At 67.4% G+C, this 26664-nt stretch carries 26 protein-coding genes; 11 read left to right on the top strand and 15 right to left on the bottom strand.

Annotation, left to right across the window (positions count from 1 at the left end; genetic code table 11):
- The first annotated feature begins 12 nt into the window (after positions 1-12).
- Complete coding sequence (locus SROT_RS08160; RefSeq protein ID WP_013138543.1) at positions 13-1449, top strand: aminotransferase-like domain-containing protein; 1437 nt, start codon at positions 13-15, stop codon at positions 1447-1449.
- 52 nt (positions 1450-1501) lie between these two features.
- Entirely contained in the window at positions 1502-2869 is a 1368-nt protein-coding gene (locus SROT_RS08155; RefSeq protein WP_013138542.1) for an FAD-dependent oxidoreductase, read from the top strand.
- 198 nt (positions 2870-3067) lie between these two features.
- Here the strand turns inward: SROT_RS08155 and SROT_RS08150 are convergent, their stop codons facing one another.
- From SROT_RS08150 to SROT_RS08115, 8 genes are all read right to left on the bottom strand, one after another.
- Positions 3068-4009: a TauD/TfdA dioxygenase family protein gene (locus SROT_RS08150; protein WP_013138541.1), complete on the bottom strand. Its 942-nt coding sequence runs from the start codon at positions 4007-4009 to the stop codon at positions 3068-3070.
- Between the two features lie 49 nt (positions 4010-4058).
- The gene (locus SROT_RS08145) at positions 4059-4934 is read right to left on the bottom strand and encodes an ABC transporter permease (RefSeq protein WP_013138540.1); all 876 of its coding nucleotides are present in this window, start codon (positions 4932-4934) and stop codon (positions 4059-4061) included.
- The gene (locus SROT_RS08140; RefSeq protein WP_013138539.1) at positions 4927-5724 is read right to left on the bottom strand and encodes an ABC transporter ATP-binding protein; all 798 of its coding nucleotides are present in this window, start codon (positions 5722-5724) and stop codon (positions 4927-4929) included. The genes SROT_RS08145 and SROT_RS08140 overlap by 8 nt, the downstream gene beginning before the upstream one ends.
- Positions 5721-6767 (bottom strand): ABC transporter substrate-binding protein, encoded by a 1047-nt coding sequence (locus tag SROT_RS08135; RefSeq protein ID WP_013138538.1) that lies wholly within the window; start codon positions 6765-6767, stop codon positions 5721-5723. Before SROT_RS08135 ends, SROT_RS08140 begins: the two co-directional genes overlap by 4 nt.
- 224 nt (positions 6768-6991) lie before the next feature.
- Positions 6992-7735 carry an amino acid ABC transporter ATP-binding protein gene (locus SROT_RS08130; protein WP_013138537.1) on the bottom strand — a complete coding sequence of 248 codons (744 nt, stop codon included), beginning with the start codon at positions 7733-7735 and terminating at the stop codon, positions 6992-6994.
- Positions 7732-8571 carry an amino acid ABC transporter permease gene (locus SROT_RS08125; RefSeq protein ID WP_013138536.1) on the bottom strand — a complete coding sequence of 280 codons (840 nt, stop codon included), beginning with the start codon at positions 8569-8571 and terminating at the stop codon, positions 7732-7734. Before SROT_RS08125 ends, SROT_RS08130 begins: the two co-directional genes overlap by 4 nt.
- On the bottom strand, positions 8568-9407 hold the full coding sequence (locus SROT_RS08120; protein WP_041407097.1) for a substrate-binding periplasmic protein: 840 nt from the start codon (positions 9405-9407) through the stop codon (positions 8568-8570). The genes SROT_RS08125 and SROT_RS08120 overlap by 4 nt, the downstream gene beginning before the upstream one ends.
- A gap of 76 nt (positions 9408-9483) precedes the next feature.
- The gene (locus tag SROT_RS08115) at positions 9484-10773 is read right to left on the bottom strand and encodes an adenylosuccinate synthase (RefSeq protein ID WP_013138534.1); all 1290 of its coding nucleotides are present in this window, start codon (positions 10771-10773) and stop codon (positions 9484-9486) included.
- An 87-nt stretch (positions 10774-10860) separates the two neighbouring features.
- Here SROT_RS08115 and SROT_RS08110 point away from each other — a divergent pair, with 87 nt between their 5' ends.
- From SROT_RS08110 to SROT_RS08105, 3 genes are all read left to right on the top strand, one after another.
- Entirely contained in the window at positions 10861-11535 is a 675-nt protein-coding gene (locus tag SROT_RS08110; RefSeq protein ID WP_013138533.1) for a hypothetical protein, read from the top strand.
- Between the two features lie 340 nt (positions 11536-11875).
- The gene (locus SROT_RS16745; protein WP_187288018.1) at positions 11876-12016 is read left to right on the top strand and encodes a hypothetical protein; all 141 of its coding nucleotides are present in this window, start codon (positions 11876-11878) and stop codon (positions 12014-12016) included.
- Between the two features lie 40 nt (positions 12017-12056).
- Entirely contained in the window at positions 12057-12638 is a 582-nt protein-coding gene (locus SROT_RS08105; protein WP_148223391.1) for a hypothetical protein, read from the top strand.
- Here SROT_RS08105 and SROT_RS08100 read toward each other — a convergent pair whose 3' ends face one another.
- Positions 12639-13055: a DUF3151 domain-containing protein gene (locus SROT_RS08100; RefSeq protein ID WP_041407093.1), complete on the bottom strand. Its 417-nt coding sequence runs from the start codon at positions 13053-13055 to the stop codon at positions 12639-12641.
- Between the two features lie 45 nt (positions 13056-13100).
- Between SROT_RS08100 and SROT_RS08095 the strand changes: the two genes are divergently transcribed.
- Positions 13101-13589, top strand: coding sequence for an Rv0361 family membrane protein (locus SROT_RS08095; RefSeq protein ID WP_148223390.1), 489 nt, complete (start codon positions 13101-13103; stop codon positions 13587-13589).
- Here the strand turns inward: SROT_RS08095 and fbaA are convergent.
- Positions 13579-14613: a class II fructose-bisphosphate aldolase gene (gene fbaA / locus SROT_RS08090; RefSeq protein ID WP_013138530.1), complete on the bottom strand. Its 1035-nt coding sequence runs from the start codon at positions 14611-14613 to the stop codon at positions 13579-13581. The genes SROT_RS08095 and fbaA overlap by 11 nt on opposite strands.
- Positions 14614-14731: 118 nt before the next feature.
- On the opposite strand from fbaA, the gene SROT_RS08085 reads away from it, so the two are divergent.
- Positions 14732-15502, top strand: a complete 771-nt coding sequence (locus tag SROT_RS08085) for a DedA family protein (protein WP_013138529.1) — start codon at positions 14732-14734, stop codon at positions 15500-15502.
- Between the two features lie 86 nt (positions 15503-15588).
- Positions 15589-17511: an ArnT family glycosyltransferase gene (locus SROT_RS08080; protein ID WP_013138528.1), complete on the top strand. Its 1923-nt coding sequence runs from the start codon at positions 15589-15591 to the stop codon at positions 17509-17511.
- 4 nt (positions 17512-17515) lie between these two features.
- Here SROT_RS08080 and SROT_RS08075 read toward each other — a convergent pair whose 3' ends face one another.
- The 5 genes from SROT_RS08075 to clpB all read right to left on the bottom strand — a co-directional run bounded on the left by SROT_RS08075 (position 17516) and on the right by clpB (position 23325).
- Positions 17516-18181 (bottom strand): TrmH family RNA methyltransferase, encoded by a 666-nt coding sequence (locus SROT_RS08075; protein ID WP_013138527.1) that lies wholly within the window; start codon positions 18179-18181, stop codon positions 17516-17518.
- On the bottom strand, positions 18178-18723 hold the full coding sequence (gene pyrE, locus SROT_RS08070; RefSeq protein ID WP_013138526.1) for an orotate phosphoribosyltransferase: 546 nt from the start codon (positions 18721-18723) through the stop codon (positions 18178-18180). Before pyrE ends, SROT_RS08075 begins: the two co-directional genes overlap by 4 nt.
- Positions 18710-19480, bottom strand: coding sequence for an SDR family NAD(P)-dependent oxidoreductase (locus SROT_RS08065; protein WP_013138525.1), 771 nt, complete (start codon positions 19478-19480; stop codon positions 18710-18712). The genes pyrE and SROT_RS08065 overlap by 14 nt, the downstream gene beginning before the upstream one ends.
- On the bottom strand, positions 19477-20649 hold the full coding sequence (locus SROT_RS08060) for a type III secretion system chaperone family protein (RefSeq protein ID WP_148223389.1): 1173 nt from the start codon (positions 20647-20649) through the stop codon (positions 19477-19479). The genes SROT_RS08065 and SROT_RS08060 overlap by 4 nt, the downstream gene beginning before the upstream one ends.
- A 117-nt stretch (positions 20650-20766) precedes the next feature.
- Positions 20767-23325 (bottom strand): ATP-dependent chaperone ClpB, encoded by a 2559-nt coding sequence (gene clpB / locus SROT_RS08055; RefSeq protein ID WP_013138523.1) that lies wholly within the window; start codon positions 23323-23325, stop codon positions 20767-20769.
- A 124-nt stretch (positions 23326-23449) separates the two neighbouring features.
- On the opposite strand from clpB, the gene SROT_RS08050 reads away from it, so the two are divergent.
- The 3 genes from SROT_RS08050 to SROT_RS08040 all read left to right on the top strand — a co-directional run bounded on the left by SROT_RS08050 (position 23450) and on the right by SROT_RS08040 (position 26634).
- Positions 23450-24565, top strand: coding sequence for an FAD-binding oxidoreductase (locus tag SROT_RS08050; RefSeq protein WP_013138522.1), 1116 nt, complete (start codon positions 23450-23452; stop codon positions 24563-24565).
- Positions 24566-25401: 836 nt separating this feature from the next.
- Positions 25402-26043: an MspA family porin gene (locus tag SROT_RS08045; RefSeq protein WP_013138521.1), complete on the top strand. Its 642-nt coding sequence runs from the start codon at positions 25402-25404 to the stop codon at positions 26041-26043.
- Positions 26044-26070: 27 nt separating this feature from the next.
- Complete coding sequence (locus SROT_RS08040) at positions 26071-26634, top strand: hypothetical protein (RefSeq protein ID WP_013138520.1); 564 nt, start codon at positions 26071-26073, stop codon at positions 26632-26634.
- The last annotated feature ends 30 nt before the right edge of the window (positions 26635-26664 follow it).

Raw genomic sequence — 26664 nt, 5'->3', positions numbered from 1 at the left:
TCATGTATTCTCATGTCTGAGAATAGCAGTTTGGAAAAGATTCTCAAAGACCTCCGCGAAGACGCGCAGCGCTATCCGAGTGGTGCAAAACTGCCTTCGAGCCGGGAACTGGTCAAGCGGTATCGGGCGAGCGCCGGAACGATCACGAAGGCTGTCGCGGCGCTCGCGGCCGAGGGGCTGGTCGAACCCGTTCCCGGATCTGGAGTGTTCCGCGCGCAGGACCGCCCGCAACGGCCACGAGCCCTGGACGCCTCCTGGCAAGAGGTGTCGCTCAACGCAGAGCCCGGAATTTCGACCGCGACAGTCCGCCACGCCGCCTCGAGCCTGCTCTCCTACCTGAGCGTGCAGCCCCCGGAAGTGGTCGATCTCGCGAGCGGCTACCCGCACCCCTGCCTGCAGCCGGAGCGCGCGCTCGCCTCGGCCGCGGCGAAGGCGGGCCGCAGGCCCGGCGCGTGGACCCGGCCCCCGGTCGAGGGGATCGCCCTGCTGCGCGAGTGGTTCGCCCGAGACATCGGCGCAGCGCTCTCCCCCTCGGACGTGCTCATCTGCGGCGGCGGCCAAAGCGCGCTCGTCTGCACGCTGCGCTCGTTGGCGGCTCCGGGGGCGGCTGTTCTTGTGGAGTCGCCGACCTATCCGGGCCTTCTCGCCGCTGCCCGGGCGGCCGGTCTGCGTCCGGTGCCGGTCCCGGTCGACGCGGACGGAGTGCGGGTGGAGCTTTTGGCGAAGGCGTTCGCCAGCTCCGGCGCGGGCGTGTTCGTCTGCCAACCGCTGTTCCAAAACCCCACTGGCGCGACGCTTTGCGCCGATCGGCGCCTCGGCGTGCTCGAAGCGGCGCGGGAAGCGGGAGCTTTCGTGGTGGAGGACGACTACGTGCGCCGTCTCGGCCACGGCGGGGCGCTCCCCGCTCCGCTGGTCGAAGACGACGCGGATGGCCGGGTGGTCCATATCCACTCATTGACGAAAGCGACCTCGCCCAACTTGCGGGTCGGCGCGCTGGTGGCGCGCGGAGCTGCGTTCGAGCGGTTGCGCACCGCACACGTCATCGACAATTTCTTCGTCTCGAAGCTCCTGCAAGAGACCACGTTGGAGTTCGTGTGCTCCCCCGCGTGGCCCCGGCATGTGCGCTCGCTTGGCGCCGAACTCGCGCGGCGCCAAGCAGCCATGATCTGCGCGCTCGCCGAGCATCTGCCTGAATTCGAGGTGACATTGGCGCCCAAGGGCGGGTACCACCTGTGGCTGCGTCTGCCGGCGGGGTCCCCGGACGAGGCCTCCGTGGTGGCCGCAGCCCGTCGCGAGGGCGTTGTCGTGACAGCTGGCGGACCGTACTTCGCCAGCGAGCCTTCCGCGCGATTCCTGCGCGTGAGCTACGCTGCGGCGTCGAGCGAAGCCGACATGTGCGACGGAGTCCGCCGACTGGCCCATGGCTGGCGCGCGGCGCAAGCAGCGTAGAATGTTAGCCTGCCCTGGCCTTGTTGCTCCTAGGACCGAATGAAAGTGTGAGATGACCGAAGCTGAGCCCTTGTTGCGTGTCGCTGTTGTCGGAGCCGGCCCCGCCGGCATTTACGCCTCCGACGCGCTCATGAAGTCGGGCGTCGCGGTCTCCATCGACCTCTACGAGAAGATGCCCGCCCCTTTCGGCCTCATCCGCTACGGTGTCGCGCCGGACCACCCCAGGATCAAAGGCATCGTCAAGAGCCTGCACCAGGTTCTCGACAAGCCGCAGATCCGGCTGATCGGCCATGTCGAGTTCGGCAAGGACATCGACATCGACTTCCTCGCCAAGCATTACCACGCGGTTATTTTCTCCACGGGCGCGGTCAAAGACCGGGGCCTTGACATTCCTGGCGTCGGTCTCGACGGCAGCTACGGCGCCGCAGATTTCGTCGGCTGGTACGACGGGAACCCCGACTTCCCGAGGACGTGGCCGCTGACCGCGCAGAAAGTCGCGGTGCTCGGCGTGGGGAACGTCGCGCTGGACGTGGCCCGTGTCCTCGCCAAGACGGCCGAGGACCTGCTGCCGACCGAGATCCCGCCGAACGTGTACGAGGGCCTGCAGCAGAACCAGGCGGTCGAGGTGCACGTTTTTGGCCGACGCGGACCGGCTCAGGCGAAGTTCACCCCGCTGGAACTGCGCGAACTCGACCACTGCACGACCATCGAAGTCATCGTGGACCCCGAAGACATCGAGTACGACGAGGGTTCCGAGAAGGCCCGCCGGGAGTCGAAGATCACCGACATGGTGGCGACCATCATCCAAGACTGGGCGATCCGCGACCCTGGCGACCGCCCGCACAAACTCTTCTTGCACTTCTTCGAGGCCCCCGTCGAAATCCTCGGCGAAAACGGCAAAGTCGTCGGCCTGCGCACCGAGCGGACCGCGCTCACCGGGGACGGCAACGTCAAAGGCACCGGCCAGTTCAAGGATTGGCCAGTGCAGGCCGTCTACCGCGCCGTCGGGTACTACTCCGACCCCTTGCCGGGCCTGCCTTTCGACGAGGAGGCCGGAGTCATCACCAACGAGGCGGGACGGGTCCTGGACGAGAACAAGCAGCACATCCAGGGAGTCTTCACCACCGGATGGGTCAAGCGCGGCCCGATCGGCCTCATCGGCCACACCAAGGGCGACGCGAGCGAGACGGTGGCCTGCCTGCTCGAGGACTTCGCCGAGGGCAAGCTCTGGACCCCTGAGCGCCCGGACCTGGAAGCTGTCGACCAGCACTTCGCCGACAAGGGCCACGAGACCACGTCCTGGGACGGTTGGCACCGTCTCGACGCGCACGAGCGCAGTCTCGGCGAACCGCACGGACGCGAGCGGGTCAAGGTCGTCGAGCGCCACGAGATGCTGCACGCTTCGCGCGAGAAGCGTTAAGCCCGGGCGGCCTGATCTGCCGCAGTTCCTGCGTCTCGCACCGACACAGCCCAGCTTGCCCCGGAATGGGCGCAGATCGCCTCCCAGCTGTGTCGTGGCGCTGTCTCAGAGGCGAAAGGAAAGGCGGAGACCGCCGCGAGCGTCTGGGCGTGATGAGGCGCCTGCCCGAGACGGACTGGTCCAAACCGCAGAAGCCGGCTACCCCGCGAAAGCTTGGTACGCGGCGGCGTCGCCGATCAGCGCGCGGCTGGGCCGTCCGTCCGCTCCCATGGGCACATCGCCCGCGACCGTCACCCGGTGCAGCTTGCGGAACTGGCTGTCGTAGTCGGACACCCCGTAATGCTGGGTGGCGCGATTGTCCCAGACCGCCACGTCGCCAAGGCTCCAATGCCAACGCAGGGTGTTCTCCAGCTTGGTGATCCGGTCCTGGAAGATTCGGTAGACCGCGTCGGACTCAGCGGGCTTGAGGTCGAGGATGTGACTGACGAACTGGCCGAGCAGGAGTGTGCGCTCCCCTGTTTCAGGATGCGCGCGCACCACGGGGTGCTCGGTCTCGTACTGGGTGGAGCGGAACTCCTCGTATTGGACGCGGCCCTTGCCGTCGTCGTGGCCCTCGGCCGCGTCGCGCTCATGGGTTCGGGCGTAGTCGTAACGGTTGGTGTGCACGGCGCGCAGCGACTCGGCCAACAGGCGCAACGGCTCGGGAAGGCGGTTGTAGGCAGCCGTGGTGTTCGCCCAGGCCGTGGTGCCGCCGTACTCGGGGAGCGCGACCGGGCGCAGCACGGAGAACGCGGGCGGGCGGTCGACGAAGGTCACGTCGGTGTGCCAGCTGTCCGAGCGGCCGTGCTCGGAGTTGACCTCCAGCACCGCGCCGTCCACGCGCGAGGCCAGCGTCGGATGTCCGAGGGTGAGCGGGCCCAAGAGCCGGGCGAAGGCTCGCTGGCCCTCGTCGTCCAGGCTGTGTTGGCCTCGGAAGACGACGACTTTGTGGTCGAGAACGGTTTGGCGGAGCACGGCGACAGTCTCCGGTCCGAGGTCCCCGCTGAGGACGACGCCGGAGACCTCGGCTCCGATGTCCGCGGTGAGCTTGCGGATGGTCCACTGCTCCGCTGGCTTTCGGCTCGTGATGGTGGCGGTCATAGGGCGAGATCTCCTTCTGCGAATGCGGTTGAGACAGGCGAGGGCTTGCTCAGCCTTGCTCGCGCCATCGGGAGGCGCGTCGTTCGAGGGCAACAAGAACAGCGTTCAGCGTGAGGCCGACGAGGGCGATCGTCAGAATGCCGACATACATGTCGGGGATGGCGAAACTCGACTGGGCCGCTGTGATGAGATAGCCCAGACCGGCTCGGGCTCCGATCATCTCGGCGGCGACCAGCACCAAAACACAGGAAGCCGCCGCTTGGCGGACACCGGTGAAGACGGCGGGGACGGCTCCGGGCAGCACGACCTTGACGAAGGTCTGCATATGCCCAAAGCCGAGCGATCGGGCCGCCTTGACGAGGAGCGGATCTGCCGAACGGGCTCCGGCGATGGTGTTGAGCACGACCGGGAAGATCCCCGAATAGAAGAGCAGCGTGATCTTTGAGGTCTCGCCGATGCCAAGGACAAGGACGAACACCGGAAGCAGAGCCAGCGGCGCGGTGTTGCGGAAGAGTTCCAGCACCGGGTTCGCCGAGTCCGCGACCCGGGGGAACCACGCGATGGCGAGGCCGAGGGGCACACCGGCGAGCACCGCGAGCACGAATCCGGCGCCAGCCCGGAGCAGACTCGCCTGCAGATGCTCCACAAGCTGGCCGTTGCCGAGGAGCGCCCCACCCGCCTTGAGAACCTCGGAGAGCGGCGGGAGGAAAACCGAGTCCACGAGCCCGATCCGAGGGGCGAGCTCCCACATCGCAAAGAGCGCGGCCACACCGGCCGATTGGCGGAATGCCTTGGCCAGGGCGGCGCGGGAGACCCGGGCTCGTCTTCGCGGCCCCGCAGTGCCTGCTGCCTCTGCGGCGGCCGCGGGCAGGAGCGAGACGGGCGCCGCCCTCTCAGTCGGGTCGAGGACGGCTGAGTCAGGCAACTCGGGCCTCGCGCTCTTGGGAAGGCTCCTGGCCTTCGCGCAGCGCCAACCAGATTTCGTGCCTGTGGCGGACGAATTCGGCGGAGGAGCGCACCGCCTCCCCGCCGCCCGAGGCTTCCCGGTCGCGCTGCGGCAGCCGGATGTCGAAGATCTGTTTGATCCGCCCCGGCCTCGGCGTGAGGACGGCGACACGGTTGCCCAAATACACGGCCTCCTCGATGTCGTGGGTGATGAAGACGATGGTTTTGCCGCTGGTCCGCTGGATCGTGAGGAGTTGGTCCTGCAGCCCCTCCCTGGTCTGCGCGTCGAGCGCGCCGAACGGCTCGTCCATGAGGAGCACTTCTGGGTCGAGCGCGAGGCTTCGGGCGATCGCGACGCGCTGGCGCATCCCCCCGGAGAGCTGTCCGGGGTAGCGGTCCGCGGAGTCGGCGAGGCCGACCGTCCGCAGGGCTTGCAACGCGAGATCGCGACGCTGTCTGCGCGGCAGCTTTTTCGCCTCCAACCCGAGCTCCACATTGCCTCTGGCGGTTCGCCACGGCAGGAGGGCGTACTGCTGGAAGGTGACCCCTCGGTCGAGACCGGGCCCGGTGATCGCCTCGCCGTTGAGCGACAGGGCTCCCGAAGTGGGCGCAAGAAGGCCGGACAGAAGGTCTAAGAGCGTCGACTTGCCGCAACCGGACGGACCGACAAGCACGAAGAACTCGCCCGCGGCCACTTCGAAGGAGAGCTCGTCGAGGGCCAAGAAGCCGTCGTGCCGTTTGGCCACCTTGTCGAGCACGAGTTTCGTCATACTTTCGCTCCTTGCCCGGCCTCAGCCGTGTAGGGGTTGAACTGATTGGTGAACATGTCTTCTGCCTGCACCTGCCCCGGGGCGAGTGTGCCGTTCGCGACCAGCCGGTCGATCCACACCTGGAACTCTTGCGCCCGGATCACGCCGCCCTTGGCGGGGACCGTGGAGGACAGGTAGTACTTGACCGCCTCGGTGGACTCCGCGCGGTGTCGGCGGCGCATGATGTCGAGGAACTTGGCCCGGACCTCCTCGGCGGAGCGGGACTGCGCCCACACGAGCGCTCGGGACACGCCCTGCACGTAGTCCTTGAGCACGTCCGGGTTCGCCTGGATGTAGCCCTTGCGGAACACCTGGGTGCCGAAGCCGAACGGGCCGAAGAGGGACTGATCGGTGAAAACGGCGCGGATCCCGCCGCGTTGTTGCGCCGCCAGCAGCCAGCCCCTGTCGATGGCCACCACGTCCGCCTGGTGGTTGCGCAGAGCCTTCTCCATGTTGACCGGCGGCATCACGATCTCGGTGACTCTGCTGGCCTGCTGCTCGGTGACGCCCTGGCGGGAGAGGTATTCGCGGAGCACCATCTCGGCGTGCGCGCCCATCGTGTTGAGGGCGATCGTTTTGCCGAGGAAGTCCTGCGCGCTGTGGATCGGGCTGTCCGCGAGGACGGCGTACCCGATATTCGGCGAAACCTCGTCAGCCCCGTAGTAGGTGATGACGCTTTCGACTTTCGCCTTGGCCGCGACCAGCTTGACGACTGCGCCGTCGAAGGCCTGCCCGACATCGACTTGGTCAGTGGCGACGGACTGCACGTCCTGCGGGCCAGAGGTGGTCGAGCCCACCCATGTGAGCTTGACTTTGTTGAAATAGCCGAGATCCTCGGCGAGCTCCTGCCACAGGACCGTTCCGGGCCAGCCTTGATAGCGGATGACCGCGTTGCCCGAACCGTCCCGCACTGCCGCCGTCGGGATCGCGCATCCCGCGAGCGGGAACGCCGAGGCGAGCAGCATGAACGCGACGACGAAGACGGAACGCGGCTGGGCTGGCACGTTTCCTGTATAGCGATTCCACGCCCCGGCATCTGTGCGAGCGTCAGCCCCTGATCAGCTATTTCAGGTAAAACGCCTGCTTGCGCGGATCCTCTCGATTGGAATCAAGGGACTTCGAACACTCCTGCGCGGTCGTGCTTGCGCTCCGGCCGGCCGCGGCCGAATTCGCCCCGCACGAGCCCGCTTGCTCAGATCCGGCCCGAGCCAGGCGCGCCCCGCAGCGATCACGGGCGGCGCGACCTGTTCAGGAAGGACCTGAGCCGGTCGCTCTTCGGGTTGTCGAACAGCTCCGACGGGCTCCCCCGTTCGAGGACTTTGCCCTCAGCCAAGAAGCAGACCTGGTCAGCGGCTTCACGGGCGAAGCCCAGCTCGTGGGTTGCGAGGAGCATGGTGGTCCCGTCAGCCCGGATCTGGCGCAACAGATCGAGCACCTCTCCCGTGAGCTCCGGGTCGAGCGCGGCGGTGACCTCGTCGAGCAGCAGCAGCCGGGGGTTTGTCACGAGGGCCCGGGCAATCGCGACGCGCTGTTGTTGCCCGCCCGAGAGCTCACCGGGCTTCGCGCGGGCTTTGTCGGCGAGGCCGACCCGCGCCAGCATCGCGAGCGCCTGCTCCCGCGCGTTGCTTTTGGACTTTTTCTGCACCCGGATCGGCGCGAGCGTCAAATTGTCGAGCACGCTGCAATGCGGGAACAGGTTGTAGGCCTGGAACACCACGCCCATCCGGGCGCGGACTGCGGCGGCGTCGGCTCTCGGATCGCACACGTCTTGGCCTTCGAACAGGATTGTTCCGTCGTCCACCCTCTCCAAGAGCGCGAGGCAGCGCAGCAATGTCGACTTGCCGGAGCCGGAGCCGCCGATCAGCGCGACGCACTCGCCCTCGGCGAGATCGAGGTCGAGGCCGTCGAGCACAGGGCGCCCAGCCTTCGCATACTGTTTTCGGACCCCGCTGGCCCGCAGGACCGGTGTCATCGTCCCGCCCCCTGGCTCAGGGCGCGTTCGGCGTGCCAGTCGGTCAACCTCGCGAGGGGGATGGTGAGGGTCACGAACAGCGCCCCTGCGACGACGTACGGGGTGAAGTTGAAGTCGGTCGCGGTTTGGATCTGCGCCGCGCGGATCGCGTCCACCACGCCGAGAACGGCAATGAGCCCAGAGTCTTTCTGCAGGCTCACCAGGTCGTTGAGCAAAGCAGGAGAAACCGCGCGCACCGCCTGCGGCAAGACCACGAACCGCATTGTCGCGCCAGCGCGCAGGCCGAGGGCGCGGGCGGCGAGGCGTTGGGTCCGGGGAACGGATTCGATCCCGGCCCGCAACACTTCTGCCACGTAGGCCGAGTAGGTGAGCACCAACGCCGCCGCGCCCCAGAAAACCGCCTCTTTGGGCAGTCCTTTCAGCCGCAGCGCAGGCGCGCCGAATCCCAGCAGGAAGATCACTAAGAGCACGGGCAGCCCTCGGAAGAGGTCTACATAGACGATGGCGAGAATCCGCAGCGGGAAGAACACCGGGCCGCGCATCGTCCGAACCAGCGCGAGCCCGAGTCCGAGGAGCGCGATGAGCGCCGCGCACACGAGGGTGACGCGGATATTGAGCCAGAGCCCTTCGAGCACTTTGGGCAGTGCGGCCTGCGCTTTCGGCAGACTGAAGAAGGTTTCGCGCACCCGAGGCCAACCAGGGGCGGAGCCTATTGTCAGCACCGCCGCTGTCGCGACAGCGGCGGTGCTGACGACCGCGAGCGCCCATGAGCGCAACGCCGTCCGGCGGCGGATTCGATCACGCTCTTGTTGCGCGGCTGAAGGCTGGCGGGTCATGCGAGCTCCGGAATCCGCGCGCTGTCCCCGAGCCAGCGGCGCTCGAGCCCGGCCAGCGAGCCGTGTTGCTGCAAACTGCCCAGCGCCTCGTCCACGCAGGAGGTGAGCGGACTGTTCTTGCCGAGGACGAGGCCGAACTCCTCGCGCGGAACTACTGGCAATTTCCCGAAGATCGTCAACTGCGCCGCAGGGTTCGCCGACTGGATTTGCAACCCCGTGGGCAGGTCGACGACGAGGGCGTCGACCTGGCCTGCCAGCAACGCTTGCGCGGCGAGGTCGTTCGTGTCGAAGTAGGCCACTGGTTGTCGCGGTGTGACCGACTCGTCGATTGCCTGCGAGCTCGTGGTGCCGACGACCACGCCGATGCTGCGCTGCGCGAGCTGCGCCAATGTGGCTTGCTCGACGCCCGACGGTCCAAGAACGACTTGCCTGACCTGGTAGTAGCCCGTGGAAAAATCAACCACCTGCCTTCTTTCCGGGGTGATCGACACCTCGTTCACATCGAAGTCGAAGGGTTTCTCGCCCGGGGCGTAGGCGTTGGTGAACGGAACGCGCACCCAGTCGACCTGTTCCTTCGCGAACCCCATCTCCCCCGCCACCGCGTAGGTCAACGCCGACTCGAAGCCTTGGCCGTTCGACGGGTCGTCGCCATGGAACCAAGGCGCGTACGCGGGCTCGTCGGTGGCGACGGTGAGTTTGCCCGGTGCGCGCAGCGGGAGCGCGGCGGTGTTGCCGCAGTCCGCTGGCCGCGCCGGGCCGTCGTCCTCCGGGGCGCAGCCGGGCGCCGCGAAGAGCGCCAGCGACAGCACAGCGGTCTGCGTCAGGCAACGAAGCACCGCTTCATCATGCCGCACGCGGGCCGCTGCCGCGCCAACTGCCTCGTCGGCGCCGATCAGGCGGCTTCGGGCCCGCTCAGCGCAGGACGTCGTGGCGGACGATGGTCTGGTCCTGGCGTGGGCCGACGCCGACGCAGGAGATCTGCGCTCCGGAAAGCTCCTCGAGGCGCTGCACGTAAGCCCGCGCGTTGGCCGGGAGGTCGTCGAACTCGCGCACCTCGGAGATGTCCTCCCACCATCCTGGCAACTCCTCGTACACCGGCTCGGCCGAGGAGAATTCGCTCTGCGTGGCGGGCAGCTCGTCCGTGCGCTTGCCGTTGATGGTGTAGCCGACCGCGACGGGGACTTTCTCCAAGCCGGTGAGCACGTCGAGCTTGGTCAGGAAGAAATCGGTGATCCCGTTGACTCTGGTCGCGTAGCGGGCGATCGGGGCGTCGAACCAGCCGCACCGACGGTCCCGGCCGGTCACCACGCCCTGCTCTCCGCCGGTCTTGCGCAGGAACTCGCCCATGTCGTCGTGCAGCTCCGTCGGGAAGGGGCCCGAGCCGACCCGCGTGGTGTAGGCCTTGAGGATGCCGAACACGGCGCGGATCTTTGTCGGGCCGATGCCCGCGCCGGTGGCCGCGTACCCCGCCGTGGGATTGGACGAGGTGACGAACGGGTAGGTGCCGTGGTCCACGTCGAGCAACGTGCCTTGCGAGCCTTCGAGGAGCAGCCACTCGTCACGTTCGAGCGCCTCGTTGAGCAGAAGCTTCGTGTTGGCGATCCTGGGCCCGAACTGTTCGGCCTGCGCCAAAAGCTCGTCCACGACCTGCTTGGGGTCGAGCCCCTTGCGGTTGTAGATCTTGGTGAGCACTTGGTTTTTGAAGGCCAAGGCGGCCTCGACCTTCTCGTGCAGGAGCTTTTCGTCGAGCACATCGGCGACCCGCACCCCGATGCGGGCGACCTTGTCCTGGTAGGCGGGGCCGATGCCCTTGCCGGTGGTGCCGATCTTGCGGGCGCCCAGGTAGCGCTCGGTGACTTTGTCGATGGCGACGTGGTACGGCATGACCAGGTGCGCGTCGGCGGAGACCATCAGTTGGGAAGTGTCGATGCCGCGCTCTTCGAGGCCGGCGAGCTCGGCGAGGAGCACGCCGGGCTCCACCACGACGCCGTTGCCGATCACATTGCGCACGCCGGGGTTCAGTATCCCCGAGGGCAGCAGGCGCAGCGCGAACTTCTCGCCGTTCGGCAGAATGACGGTGTGCCCGGCGTTGCTGCCCCCTTGGTAGCGCACCACCCAGTCGATCCGTCCGCCCAACAGGTCGGTGGCTTTGCCTTTGCCTTCGTCGCCCCATTGCGCCCCGATCAACACAATCGCCGGCATGAAACACTCCTCATCTCTCGGCGCCACAGCCTCCGGCGCCGAGGCCACAGTGTACCGGTCGCGGCCTGCACCGCTACTGTTGCCACGATGTCCGTGGTCGTGATCGCACACAAAGGCCGCCATCTGCCCGAAGCTCTGGCGGCCCTTGCGCATGTCCACCGCCTTGCCTCGTTCGCCGACCGAAAGGCGCTGGATGTGGCGCTCAAGGCGGCGAGGACCGCGGAGCGGCTTCTCGTGCTCCCCGCAGAAGGCCCTGCGGCCGATGGGGATTTGGCAGCGGTGCTGACCCGTCTCATGCGCCGGGAGCAGCTGCGTGTGCCGATCGCCTATTTGCCTTTGGCGAGGACGGCCTGCGCAAAGGCGTATTCGCTCTCCTTGGACCCGGCACGGGCATTGGCAGAGGCAGCGCGCCCCCGGCCGCTGGTGCGCGACGACGACGGTGTGGCCCTTGTCGGCGAGGCTGTCATCACCGGCCCGGACGGCGGCCCGCTCGTCGGCGAGAGCATCGTGGACGACACTCGTCTGCGGTTGGGCGCGATCGCGTCGGTCGTCGTGCGCGCCACGGCCCGCGAGCCCGGTGTGGCCGCATGCGCGCGCCGCGCCGGGCTCGCGGGCCTCTTCCCCCCCGCATGGGTGGCGGGCAGGGCAGCTCAGACCGGCGCTGAGGCTTTGCGGGTGGTCCGCGACGGCGTCCCGGCCCCTCGGGTTCGAACCCGGATCACCTTTTTCCGGCACACAGAGGACTGGCTTTTGATCCCGTGACCGCCGCGCCGACTCGCCATGGGACGGGCTGGTGAAGTGTCTGTTCATTGCCAGAACTCGCGAGCGCGCCCCTTGCCCGCCTTGGCGGCATCCGCCGCTTCACTGTTCGCCCGGGGGGCTTCGCGCCGGGCAAGGAGCGCGGGATGCGTCGCGCAGACGAAAGGACCACGGTCATGAATGTTTCTTCTTCCTCCCGCAGCGCTGCCCGCGGCCGCGGGCAGCGAAAACAAAAAGGCGCGGACCAGGAAGACGCTTGCAGCAAGGCCATGGGCCGTGTTTTCGAGAAAGACCCCACGACCGGGCAGATCCGCCTGGTCGGCTTCCTCGGCGTCTGCGCCGAGTGGACGACCCCCAGGCGGCTGGCGTGGTCGAAAAGCTCGCAACCGGTCTCGACAACTACTTCGCGTGCTCCGACCGAGGGGAGGACGAGACCGGCGGCTCTGACCTCACCCCAGACACGAAGCATGGGGGCGGCGCGTAGAAAAGTCGACGCGGCGCCCGACTGCCCGTACCATTCCTCTATGGCCCCTTTGTCGCGCTCCCCGCGTCTGTTCGCCCGTGTCCGGTTCCTGGCCGCCCTGGCGGCGTGCGCGGGCCCCGCTCTGGCCCCTTTGGCGGCGCACGCCGACCCGCAAGTGCCCGCAGGGGCGATCTGCGACGCCGTCGCCCCGAGCTTCGGAGATGTTTCGCAGGACGAGGAGGACAGCGGCGAGAGGGCGAACCACCTGGCGCAGGGCCTCGCCAAAGCGCAACAGATCCAGGCGATCATGAACCGGGTCCAACAGAACGGCGGGCTGACGAGCGGTCAGTCCGGCGCGGACATCACCGCCATCATGCAGGCCGTGCCCACTGGCGACCTGCCCACTGCGGTTGGCTCGGGCGTCGACCTCGCGAACACTCTGCGCCCGCAGATCAACGGCGAGCGCCAAGACGGCGACGAAGCGCCGCCGCACCCCGCGCCACAGGGCAAGCCGCTGGTCGATGAAGGGACTCTTGCCACGGCGCAAAAGGCCATACGGCAGAACTGCGAGATCCTGAAGGCGAATCAGAACAAGTCCGCCGACGACGCGCCTGCCGACGACTCCTCGGACGAATCGGACTAGTCAGCCCAGGCCCAACTCGTCGACGGACTGGGGGTCGCTGTCCAACAGCAGCTCCACACAGCGCTGGTGCTCCGGCGCCTCGCCAATGGTGTTCGCGGCTTTCGCAAGAGCCCCCACCGCTCGCAGAAAACCCTGGTTCGGCTCATGATCCCAGGGGACCGGGCCGAAGCCGCGCCATCCGTTGCGCCGCAGCTGGTCAAGGCCCCGATGGTAGCCGGTGCGGGCGTATGCGTACGCGGTCACCGGGGCGTCGTGCGCCAGAGCGTCCTCGGCGAGCATCGCCCAAGCGAGTGAGAACTCCGGATGCTGCGCCGCCACCTCGTCCGGGCTGCCGCCTTGCGCGAGCAGGGCTTGCGCGTCGTCGTTGGCAGGGAGCAGAGTCGGAGCCGGGCCGAGAAGGTCACGTCCATGTGTCATATCGCTTATTCTGTCATCCATGACCGACACTGGCCAGGGGGCGGGATGAAACCGCAGAACAACAGAAGATTGTGGCGGCTCAGCGCCGCGCTCGCCGTTGTGCTCGTCTTTGTGGCCGGCGGCGGCGTGCTGCGCTCGCAGTCCAAGCAACGCCACGCCGCAGCGGTCCGCACCGAAGACGGCGATGTCCGCCTCGTCGTCACGTCGTACTTCGCCGCTCTGCGAGACGGCGATCTGGACGCGCTGCGAGAGCTGACATGCCCCGGCTACCACAATGGTTTCTTCGACAAAGCCGACCCCGGGCAATACAAAGCCGTGCACGAGAACGAGGCGTCGACAGGAGACGTGCTCGTCCTGGAGAGCGTGGACGCGGTGCTGCTCGCCGAGCCGAGCGCGCAGGCCAAAGTCACCGCCCGCCCGCAATCAGCGCCGCAATCCCAGCAGATGGTGTTCACGCTGCGCAAAGCGAACGGGAAATGGCAGATCTGCGAACCGCAGGCCCCAGCCCCGTCGTCGACCAGCGCTAGGCGCTGATCGACTTGCCTGAGGCTCCGAGGTCTTTGACCGCCTCGACGACCCGTTCGACCATGGAGGCTTCCGCTTTCTTGAGATAGCTGCGGGGGTCGTAGAACTTTTTGTTCCCGACCTCGCCGTCGATCTTGAGCACGCCGTCGTAGTTGGCGAACATGTGCGCCGCGACAGGCCGGGTGAAGGCGTATTGCGTGTCGGTGTCGACGTTCATCTTGACCACGCCGTACTTGAGCGAGTCGTCGATCTCCGACTTCAACGAGCCAGAGCCGCCGTGGAACACGAAGTCGAACGGTTTGGAGCCTTCCGGCAGGCCGAGCTTCGCCGAGGCGACCCGCTGCCCCTCGGCGAGCACTTCCGGGCGGAGTTTGACGTTGCCGGGCTTGTAGACGCCGTGCACGTTGCCGAACGTCGCGGCCAGCAGATAGCTGCCCTTCTCCCCCGCGCCGAGCGCGTCGATGGTCTTCTCGAAGTCCTCGGGGCTCGTGTACAGCTTGTCGTTGATCTCCGCCTCGACGCCGTCCTCCTCGCCGCCGACGACCCCGATCTCGACCTCAAGGATGATCTTGGCCTTCGTCGCGGCGGCGAGCAGCTCCTGCGCGATGGCCAGGTTCTCGTCGATCGGCACGGCGGAGCCGTCCCACATGTGCGACTGGAACAGCGGGTTTTTGCCCGCGTTCACCCGCTCTTGTGAAATGGCCAACAGGGGGCGCACGTAGGCGTCCAGCTTGTCCTTGGGGCAATGGTCTGTGTGCAGCGCCACGGTGACCGGGTACTTGGCAGCGACCACATGGGCGAATTCGGCGAGCGCGACCGCGCCGACGACCATGTCTTTCACCCCGAGGCCGGAGCCGAACTCCGCGCCGCCGGTGGAGAACTGGATGATGCCGTCGCTGCCCGCGTCCGCGAAGCCTTTGATCGCAGCGTTGATCGTCTCAGAGGACGTGCAGTTGATGGCGGGGAAGGCGTAGCCGCCCTCTTTCGCCTTGCGAAGCATCTCAGCGTAGGCCTCAGGGCTGGCGATGGGCATGGAGCGCGGTCCTCTCGTCGTGTCGAGCGTGGGTTCTGACCCGAACAGGCTACCTGCCGCGCCGGACTCGCCGCTCGCGGGCGCACGTTGTTCAGAAAAATCAGCTACCCTCGCGGGCGTGATCGCTCAGACTCTCGCCGACGCGCTGCCGCACCTGCAGACCGTCGCGCAGCCGCACACGGCTCAACTCGCCCTCCCCAAGTTCTTCGAGCCGAAGTGGCTGCTCACCGAATCGCAATTCGCCGCGGCGGTGCTGCCGCTCATCGCTGTGATCGTCTTCATCGAGACAGGCCTGTTCTTCCCGTTTCTCCCAGGCGACTCGCTGCTGTTCACGGCAGGCCTGCTCGCCACCTCACAGTCCGAGCAGGGCCGTTTCCCGGCGCTCTGGACGGTGATGCTGGTGGCGACGACGACCGCTGTCATCGGCGACAACGTCTCGTACTGGATCGGGCGCCGCACCGGGCCTGCCCTGTTCAACAAACCCGATTCGTTGCTCTTCAAACCGAAGTATCTCGCGGCCACGAGCCACTTTTTCGAAAAGCACGGCAAGAAAACCTTGCTCATCGGGCATTTCGCGCCGACAGTGCGCACGTTCATCCCGCCCGCCGCGGGGGCGGGCGGGATGCAGTACCGGCTTTTCTTCCCCTTCGCCTTGGTCGGAGCGGTCCTGTGGGGGGTCGGGCTCACCTGGCTCGGCTCGTTGCTCGGCACGATCCCCTTCGCCCAAGAGCACATCGACCTGCTCATCGTCGCCGTCATTGTGGTGACCCTCGCGCCGGTCGCCATCGGGGCGTTGCGCGCCCGCACGTCCGGCTCCGGCGCGGCGGAACCCGAGGAAACCCCCGAAGAAGCGCTGCATTCGATCGAAGAAGTCGTCAAGGGGGACTAGCGTTCCCACCTGGGCTCGCGCCGCGTCCGCAAATGTTTTCGGCTTTTTCTCAGCTTCGTCTTGGGTTGTCCTGACAGGTTGCACGTATGCACACCGCGCCCGACCATGCGGCCAAGCTCACGGCCGCCGAACGCCTCGCCTTTGCCCTGCTGCTGATCGCCGTCGCGGTGCTCTATTGCTGGAACATATCGGCCAACGGTTGGGCGAACCCTTTCTACGCCGCCGCGGTGCAAGCAGGTTCGCGGGATTGGCTTTCCTGGTTCTTCGGCAGCCTCGACTCGGAAAACTTCATCACGGTCGACAAACCGCCTGCCTCGCTGTGGCTCATGGGCCTCTCGTGCCGGGTGTTCGGCTTTTCCAGCGCGAGCATGCTCGTCCCTCAGGCGTTGCTCGCGGTTGCGACTGCGGCCGTGCTGTACTTCGCGGTGCGTCGTGTGGCGGGGCACGGGCCGGGGATGGTGGCCGGGACGGTTTTCGCGCTCACCCCGGCCGCAGCGGTGATCTTCCGCTACAACAACCCCGACGCCCTCATGGTGTTCCTGATGGCACTGGGCGGATACTGCCTTGTCCGCGCGCTCGCCGAGGAGAGCGGCAAAGCCGCCGCCTGGTGGCTCGCGGCCTGCGGGACCTCGCTCGGCTTCGCCTTTCTCGCCAAGATGCTCGAAGGGCTCATCGTCCTGCCCGCGTTCGGGCTCGCGTACCTGGTCGCCGGGCATGGTTCGGCCAAAGCGCGGTTCGTCCGGCTGCTGATCGCCGCGGGGGCGCTCGTGGTGTCTGCTGGCTGGTGGGTCCTCGCTGTCACCCTGACTCCCTCGTCGGCGCGGCCGTACGTCGGCGGGTCCGGCGACGACACCGAGATGGACCTCGTCCTCGGCTACAACGGACTGCAACGGGTGCTCGGCGGCGCGAAGCCGCATTGGAGCCCGAACACCTCGAACGGGGCCCATGCGCACCCCATGGGCGAGATGATGAGCCAACGCCCTGGGGCCGGGAGGCTTTTCACCGGCGACATCGCCGCGCAAATCGACTGGCTCTTGCCGACCGCCCTCATCGCCCTGCTCATCGGGCTGTGGCTGCGCGGGGGCGCCCCCCGGACCGACCTTGCGCGCGCGTCCCACATCCTCTGGGGCGGCTGGCTGCTGATCGGGTTCTTCCTCTTCTCATTCATGCACCACGGGATGCACACCTACTACGTGGTCGCCTTGGCTCCGCCGATCGCCGCGACCATCGCCGCAACGCTCGGGCAGCTGTGGCGGAGAAACGACCGACCAGTCGGCAAAACCGGGTTGGCCGCACTTGCCTTGAGCGCAGGAGCCACCGCTTTCGCGCTCCTCAACCGCAACCCGAGCTGGCATCCCCCGCTGCGCTGGGGCATTCTCGGCGCAACGGTCCTCGCTGTTGCGCTGCTGCTGCTCCCGCGCAGCTCAGGCCGGTTGCGGGCAGCCGCAACCGGCCTCGCCCTCCTCGCCGGCGTCTCGGGCAGCGGCGCGTATGCGCTGGCCACCGTCGCGAGCCCGAAAACCGGCGGCAGCCCGTCTGCAGGGCCGAACCTCGGCGACGGTCAAAAAAGCGCATTCCAAGACCGGATGGTCACCGCGACGCCGGACCTCGTGGCATTGTTGCACGGCGCGGGGACGCAGTGGTCGGCAGCCGTCGAGCACGCTTCGAGCGCCGCGAACCTCGAACTCGCCTCGGGCACGGCGGTCATGGCCATCGGCGGTTTCCTCGGCACGGACCCAGCGCCCAAACCTGACGAGTTCGTCGAGATGGCCAAGGCCGGCAAGGTGCGTTACTTCCTCAACCGCATCCCCAGCGAGGACAGCAGAAAAGACACAACACAGCAAGAGGCCGCGTGCGAGGCGCAGCACCCCGCCGATCCCGCGCAATGCGACCTCGACAAGAACACCGTGGGCCCGAAGATCCGAGCATGGGTCAAAGCCCACACCCCGGCCCCGGCCGTCCTGGGGAATGTGGAGGTCTACGACTTGGGCACGCTGAAGAACTCCTAGCGCGCTACCATCGCTGATCCAGGTCGGCGTGCTGAACGATCCATGTGTGCATGACGACGCCTGCCGCGACGCCGACGTTGATGCTGCGCGTGGAGCCGAATTGCGCGATGGCCACAGCGCTCTGGGCGATGGCGCGCAACTCGGGCGAGAGGCCGCTGCCCTCCTGGCCGAACAGCAACGCGCATCGCCTCGGGAGGGCGAATGTCTCAACCGGCTCAGCCCCATGCGTGTTGTCCACAGCCACCACCGCAAGGTGATGGGCCTGCGCGTATCGCGCGAACTCCTCTGGCGTCGCGTGGTGATGCACATGCTGGTATCGGTCGGTGACCATCGCGCCGCGCCGGTTCCACCGCCGCCGCCCGACGATGTGCACCGCTTGCGCGAGGAAGGCGTTCGCCGTGCGCACCACGGTGCCGATGTTCGCGTCGTGGGCGAGGTTTTCGATCACGACATGAAAAGGGTGCCGTCGGCGGTCGAGATCCGCCACAACGGCGTCCCGGCGCCAATACCGATAGGCGTCCACCACATTGCGCCGGTCCCCGTCCGCGAGCAGTTCAGGATCGTATTTCGGGTCCTCTGGCCACTTGCCCGGCCAAGGTCCGACGCCGACTTGTTCGGCCTGCCATTCGGTGGGGCCGGGTTCTTCTGGGCTGAGACCGCCGTCGCTCACAGCCCGAGATCGGCGAGGGAGAGGAGCGAGCGGTACAGCACGCCTTCTTGTTGGATCGCCTTGTCCGCGCCGGTCGCCCGGTCCACCACGGTCGCGACGCCGACCACGTCGGCTCCGGCCTCGCGCAACGCGCGAATCGCGGTGAGCGGCGAATTGCCCGTGGTGGTGGTGTCTTCCACGACGAGGACACGTCTGCCCTCGACCGCAGGGCCTTCCACCCTGCGGCGCATGCCGTGGGATTTTTGCTCTTTGCGGACCACGAACGCGTCCAGCGGGCGGCCCTGGGCGTGCAGCATGGCCGCAGCCACCGGGTCCGCGCCCAAAGTCAGCCCGCCGACAGCGGCGAAGTCCCAGTCCTCCGTCCGCTCGCGCAGCAGTCGCCCGACGAGCGCGGCCCCTCTGTGGTGCAGGGTGACCCGGCGCAAATCGACGTAGTAGTTCGCCACCTCGCCGGAGGACAGGACGACCTCGCCGTGGACGACAGCAAGGCGGCGCACCAGTCCCGCAAGTTCGGCGAGCGCAGTCGGATCAGGTCCTGCCACGGCCCGCCCTCGAAGCAGCCCGGCGCACCAACGGCCGAGGCAGGAAGGTCGCCAACGCGACCACGGCCTTGTAGCGAAGGCTCGCGACGCTGATGAGTTTGCCTGAGTCCAAATCTTTCAGGCTTTGCCGCACCACCTCGTCCGCGGTGAGCCAAGCCTTGTCCGGGGTCGAGCTCATGTCGATCCCCGCGCGCTGGTGGAATTCGGTGCGCACAAATCCAGGGCAGCACGCCTGGACCTTGACCCCTGTGCCCGCCAGACCGGCCGCCAGGCCCTCCGTCAGTGTGATGACGAAGGATTTCGCCGCCGAATAGGTGGAGCCCCGGCCAGGGGTGAACCCGGCGACGCTCGCCACGTTGACGATCGCGCCCTTGCCCGCCGCGACCATAGGGGTGAGCGCTGCTCTGGCGAACTCGGCCACGGCGACGACGTTGACATTGATCTGGTCGACGAGCTCCTGCTCGGGAACCTGCCAAAATTCCTGGGAGCTGGACAAGCCAGCGTTGTTGACGAGGAGGTCCACGCCTTGTGCGAGCCGCCGCACGACAGAAGCGCGGCTCGCCGGGAGGGCGAGGTCCGCGGCCAGCACTTCGCTTGCCGTTCCGTGGGCGGCTTTGAGCTCGCGCGCCAAAGCTTCCAGGCGCGCGGTGTTGCGCGCGACAAGCACAAGGTCGTAGCCTCGGGCGGCGAGGTGTTTCGCGAAAGCCTCGCCGATTCCCGCTGTGGGTCCGGTGACGAGGGCGACCGGGCGCGTCATGCTTTGCCCGCCCGTCGCGGCAACTGGCCCTGCGGGGCCCCGGGGTCGAAGCCTTGCCGGTCGACCGGGTCGGGGTCGAGCTCCGGCGGCAGCACGCGGAGCAGGTCCGCGAGCTCACGCACCACGACGGCGGCGCTGTCCAGGTCGGCGTCGGGGATGTCCAAGGGAAGCTCCGCCAAAACCCATGGGCCCTCGTTCCACAACACGCGGACGAACTGCGGCAGACGCGCGATGAAGCCTTCCAGCCTTGGGTCCCACAAAAAGCGTTGCCCCGCGCCGACGTCGCTCGCGTAGAACTCGTAGCCGCCGAGTTCGCCGACTCGCGCCACGTCCGAGAGGACCGGGGGGCCAGCCCAACCGGCGCGCAGCTCGACCAGCACCGAGGAAGGGTGCTCGGTGTGCAGCGCGGCGATCGCGACGAGGTCGTCCACATCGAAGAACTCGAGTATCCCGATGTCGGTCTCGGCCCGGACGATCGCACGGGCCGCCTTGGCCTGGCGGGCCGCGAACACCCCGCGCCGCCAGCGGTGCACGAGCGCCGCGTCGCTCGCCTGGTGCTCGAAGCCGCGCTCGTTCGCCCATTGGTGGCGCTTTTGCCGTTCTGCTTTGACCAACCGGTCGAAGATGCCCTTGCGCCGGCCCGAGACCTCCGGTGCCGCGTCCTCCGCGTGGGCGTTCTCGATGTAGACCGGGCCGTTGTACACCGGGCCGTTGTAGACGGGCGCGTTGTAGTTGTGGACGTGAGACTCGTAGTGGATCGTGCTTCCCGGCGCAACAGGCACGTCGGCGGGCAGCTGGGGCGGAGCGGGTGGCTCGAACGCGGCAGGGGCCGACTGCTCGGGCGGGGCCTGGAACGCAGGCGGAGTTGGAACGGGGGCCGGGGCCAAGAACGCGGCGGCGGCAGGCTGCTCGGGCAGAGGCGGAACAGCGGGCTCCGGCTCGGCAAAGACAGCCGACGCGGGGCGCGCGGGGGTCGGCTCCGCAGGGGGGTGCGCGAAACGCTCAGGCTCTCGCTCGGCCCGCGCGGCGGGCTGGGGCGCCGGGACGTTGGCGTGCTCTGATTCCGGCACACCTCGCACGGCGCCGGAGGAAAGCCGCTTGTCTAAAAAGATCAGACCCACACCGAGGAAAGCCGTCACCACAGCCAGTCCGAACCACAATGCCGTCACGCTGTGCGACAGTAGCAGAACCTCCTGCGCGAACGCGTGCGCACAACCCGCGCGGGATCGATCTGGGTTTCTTCGGAAATGTCGCGCCGCCCGCGAGGAGCTGGCTCCGCACCATTTCTACGGCGTCCCGATCACCAGCTTGTCCGGGTCCGATCCGACCCCCACGGCCACCTCGTCGCCGTCGCGCACAGCTCCCGAAAGCAGCTGCTTGGCGAGTTCGTCGCCAATGGCGTGCTGGATGAGCCTGCGCAACGGCCGGGCGCCGTAGACGGGGTCAAAGCCTCTGCTCGCGAGCCAATGCTTCGCCGCGTCCGTGACATCGAGGGACAACCTGCGCTGGCCGAGCCGCTTTTGCAGCTGGCCGAGCTGGATGTCGACAATGCCGACGAGCTCCTCCGGGTTCAACCCTTCGAAGATCACAATGTCGTCGAGCCGGTTGATGAACTCCGGCTTGAACGCCATTCGCACCGCGAGCATCGTCTCCTCCTCGGTGCCGCCGGCGCCGAGGTTGGAGGTGAGGATCAGGATGGTGTTGCGAAAGTCCACCGTGCGGCCTTGTCCGTCGGTGAGCCTGCCCTCGTCGAGCACCTGCAACAACACGTCGAACACGTCGGGATGCGCTTTTTCGACCTCGTCGAAAAGCACAACCGAGTAGGGGCGCCTGCGCACCGCCTCGGTGAGCTGGCCGCCTTGGTCGTATCCGACATAGCCGGGCGGCGCGCCCATGAGCCTGGCGACGGAGTGCTTTTCCGCGTACTCGCTCATGTCGATGCGGATGATGGCCCGCTCGTCGTCGAACAAGAACTCCGCAAGGGCTTTCGCGAGCTCCGTCTTGCCGACCCCGGTGGGGCCGAGGAAGAGGAAGCTGCCGGTGGGGCGGTTGAGGTCCGCGACCCCTGCGCGGGCGCGGCGCACCGCGTCGGACACCGCTCGGATCGCTTTCTTCTGGCTCACCACTCGTTTTCCGAGCTCTTGCTCCATGCGCAAGAGCTTCGCGCTCTCCCCCTCCATCATCCGGCCCGCGGGCACGCCCGTCCAGGAAGAGACCACTTCTGCGATATCGTCTGGGCCGACCTCTTCTTTGAGCATCACTTGCCCATTGGCGCCATCGGCGCCGTTTGCCCCGGTGAGGCGGGCGAGTTCGCGCTCGGCCTCGGGTATCCGCCCGTAGCGCAGCTCCGCGGCGCGCCCGAGATCGCCGTCGCGTTCGGCGCGGTCGGCCTCGCCGCGCAAGGCTTCGAGCTGTTCTTTCACATCGCGGACGGCGTCGATGGCGTGCTTCTCGTGCTGCCAGCGCGCCGTGAGCTCCGCGAGGCGCTCGCGCTGGTCGGCGAGTTCGCCGCGCAGCTTGTCCAACCGGGCGACAGAGGCTTCGTCTGACTCTTTCGCGAGAGCGAGTTCTTCGACTTCGAGCCTGCGCACGACACGCTCGACCTCGTCCACCTCGACCGGGCGGGAGTCGATCTCCATCCGCAGCCGCGACGCGGCCTCGTCCACGAGGTCGATCGCTTTGTCCGGCAAGAACCGCGAGGTGATGTATCGGTCGGAGAGGGTCGCGGCGGCGACGAGCGCGGAGTCGGTGATGCGAACGCCGTGGTGCACCTCGTAGCGCTCCTTGAGGCCGCGCAGGATGCCGACGGTGTCTTCGACGGACGGCTCGCCGACGAGGACCTGTTGGAACCGGCGCTCGAGCGCGGCGTCTTTCTCGATGTATTGGCGGTACTCGTCCAATGTGGTCGCGCCGACCAAGCGCAGCTCGCCCCTGGCGAGCAAGGGTTTGATCATGTTGCCGGCGTCCATCGCGGATTCGCCGCTCGCGCCCGTGCCGACGATGGTGTGCAGCTCGTCCACGAATGTGATGACCTGCCCTTCGGAGCCTTTGATCTCCTCAAGCACTGCCTTGAGCCGTTCTTCGAACTCGCCCCGGTACTTCGCTCCGGCGAGCATCGAGCCGAGGTCGAGGGAGACGAGTGTTTTGCCGCGCAGGCTCTCGGGAACGTCGCCCGCGACGATCCGCTGGGCGAGGCCTTCCACAATGGCGGTCTTGCCCACTCCGGGCTCGCCGATGAGCACCGGATTGTTCTTCGTCCGCCGCGAGAGGACTTGGACGACCCGGCGGATCTCCGTGTCCCGGCCGATGACGGGGTCCAGCTTGCCCGAGCGCGCGAGCGCGGTGAGATCGGTGGAGTACTTCTCCAAAGCCTTGTACGAGCTCTCCGGGTCGGGGGTGGTGACCCGAGCGTTGCCACGCACCTCGGTGAAGGCCTCGCGCAGGGCGGCGGGCGCGGCTCCGTGTTCGGCGAGGATTTTCGCGGCAGCCGAGTCCCCTGTCGCGAGCCCCACGATCAGATGCTCGGTGGAGACGTATTCGTCTCGCAGCTCAGCGGCGAGCTTCGCGGCGGTTTCCAGGGCTTGGGCGAGTTCGCGCGACAGCCGAGGGGCCGACGCGCCGCCGTGCACTGTCGGCAACGCGGCGACCGCCGCCCGCGCCTGCTCGGTCACGGTTCGGGGGTCGGCTCCGCTCGCGCGCAGCAGCGGAGCCGCGATGCCGTCCGTTTGTTCCAGCAGGGCCAGCAGCACGTCTTCCGGGCGCACCTCGGGCCGTCCTGCGGCGGTGGCCGCCTGCATCGCGGACGAGAGGGCCGCCTGCGCCTTCGTGGTCGGTTGGAAATCCATCTGTCGTCTGTCCTCCTCGGTGCAATCGCCGCGCGTTGGGGTCGGCGCGCGTTGTTGTGTCCAACGTTGCTCTGTGCAACACCACAATAGTTGAGTCTATTCCACTCAAGTCTAAGATAGTTCCGTGCCCAGCGCAGCGGAAGGCGGAACCGACCAAGGCGCGGCGGCCCGATTGCTCGAAGCCGTGGCCGCCGACCCCGTCGTATTCGTGCGGTCATTCCATGTCGAGCTGTTCCGGTGCGCGCCCGAGCTGGCCGAGCGATTCCCTTCGGGCCTCGGCGGGCACCACGCCGCGTTCGTCACGATGACCAAGCACATCCTTCAAGGTTTCGCCGACGGCTCTGACCCTCCGGCGCTCATCGACCTGCTCGGCCAGCTCGGCCGCGACCATCGCAAATACCAGCTGGGCGAGGAGCATTACCGCGCCGCCAAGACCGCGCTCGCCAAAGCCCTCGCCGACGCCGCGCGCAGCACGCGCGACAACGAGTTCTGCGCGCAGGCCGCCGCCCTGGTCTGCGCGGTGATGGAACAGGAGTCGAACCGGCGCGACGGGCCCCAGACCTGGGAGGCGCAGGTCGTGGAACGAATCGACCATCCGGGCCCCACGGTTGTCGTCCGGCTCCGCGCGGCAATGCGCCCGCAGCCTTTCGCCGTCAGCCAGTATCTCGCAGTCCAGGTGCCGCAGCGCCCTGGCCAATGGCGGTACTACTCCCCCGCGCTCCCGCCGAACGACGAGGGCGAGCTTGAATTCCACATCAGGGCCGTTCCCGGCGGCATGGTGAGCGGCGCCGTCCTGAAAAACACACAGCCCGGCGACCGTTGGCTGTTCGGCGAGAGCTACGGCAGCCTCGCGGCGGGTTTGGATGCAATCCCAGCCGACCAGTCGGTGCTCATGGTGGCTGGCGACACGGGGCTCGCCCCGTGCCGCGCTATTGCCCTCGCTCTCGCTCTGCGCAGCGAGAATCCTCGGATGACGCTGCTTGCCGGGGCGCGCTCGCGCGCCGAATGCTACGACTTGCCGAATTTGCGCGACCTCGCGCGAGACAACGAATGGTTCAACGTGTTGCCCGTGATCGACCCAACGCCTTGGGCGGCCCTCGCCCGAACGGCGGTCGAGTTCGCCAAGCGCTCCGAAGTCGTCCTGCTCAGCGGCCCGCCGATGATGATCGACGCCTGCCTGGACGCGCTGCGAGCGGGCGGCGTGTCCTTGGGCAAGATTCGGCACGACCCGAGACCGTGAGGTATATCACGCTTACATCACAAGCGCTCGCGAGCACTTGATGTGATCTAGGTCATGCATTAGAACTGACTGCAGGGCGCCGTCAGGCAAAGCCGGTTCCGGAAGAGAAGGAGCCGACCCCAGGGGCGGGTGTCCTGCGCGAAGAGTCAGCACCCACGCGGAGCGCGCCGCGACAAGGGCATGAGATGTCGTGGGCCTGCGGAACTCGAGGATAGGGCCCGCTCGCCGCCTCCGAATGAGAACGCGGCGACACCCGAGAGGGACGCCTCTGGGCCAGGCCAGATCGGCACGAGCCAACCGCCGAGGCCTCATTCCACGACCGAAGTGAGCACGCTTGGTCACTGACGGCTTCGCGCCAAGGGCGGTGAACACGCAGCCCGGTCGACAGGGGCGATCACAGATCAGATCGCAGAGACCGACGCCGTGTTCACCGCCCGCGCATCCGGATGCATGGGCGCCAGGGCATCTGGACCAGGGCGACGGACGACGACATCGTCATGCAGACGGGGATGGGGCGGAGGGCAAACTTCAGTCGGCAGGAGCCCGCGCGGTCCGGGGCGGCGGGCGCTCCGAATCGGAAACCATCCAGGTTCTGATCCACGATCCGTCGTTTTCTGGGGTCGCAACAGGATTTTTGACAGATCGCACGAGCGTTTCTGGGAAAAGTAACCTTTCTTTCACAAATCTCAGGAATCGTTTTCACGAACGGCACACGAAAGCGGCCAAAGGGCTCGAAATCTGCGATCAAGTGCCCTACTGTGGGGATAGCTCGAAGATAACGCTCCGGTCAAAAAAAGATGAACGATCGGAGCCATCAGCCCCCGAAAGGCGGATACATGGCGAAATCGCGGTCCCAGCTTGTCTCAGCCCTCTGCCTCGTCTTCGCGTCCAGCGTGACGGCAATCGCCAGCGCTGCCGCCGAACCAGTGGACATGGCCCCGAAGGACATGGACGAGACGACCCGCGATGGATGGCATGTGCACATCGACACCTCGAACGAAGTGGTCAATTCCATTCCCAATCTCGCGGCGGCCGCGAACTCCCGCGAGGCTTTCGTCTCCCTCTCCGGGACGGCGAGCGTGAGCGCCGGTTCCACCGCGATCACCGACAGCCTGTTCATCATGGGCTACCAGCTCGGCTGCCAGTCGGACGTGTCCGGCGGCCTGCAATTCGGCGGCGCGGCCACCGGCGGGGCCGCAGGCTCGATCGACTCCTCGCCCTCGATCGGCGGCTCGATGGGCGGCGGCCTGACCGGCTACATCCAGACCGTTGTCGCCCCGGGCGCGATCGTCGACCTGCCGATGTCGAACATGGCCCTGTCCGAAAAAGGCAAGGCGATGTTGGACGTGACGAACCTGCATATCAAAGCGGACGCCTGCGGCGGGGATGTGACCATCCGGTCCTACGCGTACCTGCGGATCTCGACAGACGCGGCGCATTCCTCGTACGCCGTTTACGGCGACCCCATCAAAATCTAAGCCTGCAGCGAGCGAGGAGACCCGCATATGAAGCCCAGACATATCGCGACCGGATCGGCGATCTGCGCCATCGCGCTGTTCGGCGCGCCTGCCGCGCTCGCCGACGCGCCGACCCCGGGATCACCGGTGAGCGATCCTTACTACTCACCTCCAGGCACCGTCTCCGCGATCCCCGGCAACTTCACCTTCAGCGGCACGTTCGAATGGATCCGCCCTCGTCGGCAGGTGGACTCCGCCGGGATCGCGGCCATGACCAACGCGGACCCGTCCGGTTCGGGGTTCGGCATGCCCGGCAGCCATCTGGGCATTGAGCCCCAGCGCTACGGCCCGAACGGAGCGACGACAGGCCCGAGGGCTTCCGTGCCGCAGCAGGCGACATCGTCCGCCCAATCCGCCGGTGGCATCCTGCCTGGGGCTTCCGTGGCAGGAGGGCTGGAGGATCCCGCCGGCCAAGCGCCGAAGAAACCGATCGTCCCCGAGTCCGCGCAGCCGGACGGCACCGTCGCCACGGCTCTTCCGGATTCAACGGACTCGGGGCCGGACCCTGCTCCCCCCGCTGACACCTTCTCGGACGAACCGTCCTCCGACTAGGCCCCCGCACCGCTCCTGTCACGCCAACCG

Origin of the sequence: Segniliparus rotundus DSM 44985 (genome assembly GCF_000092825.1) — a bacterium.
Lineage (GTDB): Bacteria > Actinomycetota > Actinomycetes > Mycobacteriales > Mycobacteriaceae > Segniliparus > Segniliparus rotundus.
The sequence above is the reverse complement of the archived record's forward strand: the minus strand, read 5'-3'. Positions and strand labels throughout refer to the sequence as shown.

Excerpts from the sequence above, each read along its gene's own strand:
- SROT_RS08160 (WP_013138543.1), top strand. The coding sequence starts at position 13 with ATGTCTGAGAATAGCAGTTTGGAAAAGATTCTCAAAGACCTCCGCGAA.
- clpB (WP_013138523.1), bottom strand. The coding sequence starts at position 23,325 with ATGGATTTCCAACCGACCACGAAGGCGCAGGCGGCCCTCTCGTCCGCG.
- SROT_RS08095 (WP_148223390.1), top strand. The coding sequence starts at position 13,101 with ATGAAACCGCAGAACAACAGAAGATTGTGGCGGCTCAGCGCCGCGCTC.
- fbaA (WP_013138530.1), bottom strand. The coding sequence starts at position 14,613 with ATGCCCATCGCCAGCCCTGAGGCCTACGCTGAGATGCTTCGCAAGGCG.
- SROT_RS08045 (WP_013138521.1), top strand. The coding sequence starts at position 25,402 with ATGGCGAAATCGCGGTCCCAGCTTGTCTCAGCCCTCTGCCTCGTCTTC.
- SROT_RS08110 (WP_013138533.1), top strand. The coding sequence starts at position 10,861 with ATGTCCGTGGTCGTGATCGCACACAAAGGCCGCCATCTGCCCGAAGCT.
- SROT_RS08115 (WP_013138534.1), bottom strand. The coding sequence starts at position 10,773 with ATGCCGGCGATTGTGTTGATCGGGGCGCAATGGGGCGACGAAGGCAAA.
- SROT_RS08080 (WP_013138528.1), top strand. The coding sequence starts at position 15,589 with ATGCACACCGCGCCCGACCATGCGGCCAAGCTCACGGCCGCCGAACGC.
- SROT_RS08125 (WP_013138536.1), bottom strand. The coding sequence starts at position 8,571 with ATGACCCGCCAGCCTTCAGCCGCGCAACAAGAGCGTGATCGAATCCGC.
- SROT_RS08130 (WP_013138537.1), bottom strand. The coding sequence starts at position 7,735 with ATGACACCGGTCCTGCGGGCCAGCGGGGTCCGAAAACAGTATGCGAAG.
- SROT_RS08040 (WP_013138520.1), top strand. The coding sequence starts at position 26,071 with ATGAAGCCCAGACATATCGCGACCGGATCGGCGATCTGCGCCATCGCG.
- SROT_RS08150 (WP_013138541.1), bottom strand. The coding sequence starts at position 4,009 with ATGACCGCCACCATCACGAGCCGAAAGCCAGCGGAGCAGTGGACCATC.
- SROT_RS08140 (WP_013138539.1), bottom strand. The coding sequence starts at position 5,724 with ATGACGAAACTCGTGCTCGACAAGGTGGCCAAACGGCACGACGGCTTC.
- SROT_RS08100 (WP_041407093.1), bottom strand. The coding sequence starts at position 13,055 with ATGACACATGGACGTGACCTTCTCGGCCCGGCTCCGACTCTGCTCCCT.
- SROT_RS08155 (WP_013138542.1), top strand. The coding sequence starts at position 1,502 with ATGACCGAAGCTGAGCCCTTGTTGCGTGTCGCTGTTGTCGGAGCCGGC.
- SROT_RS08065 (WP_013138525.1), bottom strand. The coding sequence starts at position 19,480 with ATGACGCGCCCGGTCGCCCTCGTCACCGGACCCACAGCGGGAATCGGC.
- SROT_RS08105 (WP_148223391.1), top strand. The coding sequence starts at position 12,057 with ATGGCCCCTTTGTCGCGCTCCCCGCGTCTGTTCGCCCGTGTCCGGTTC.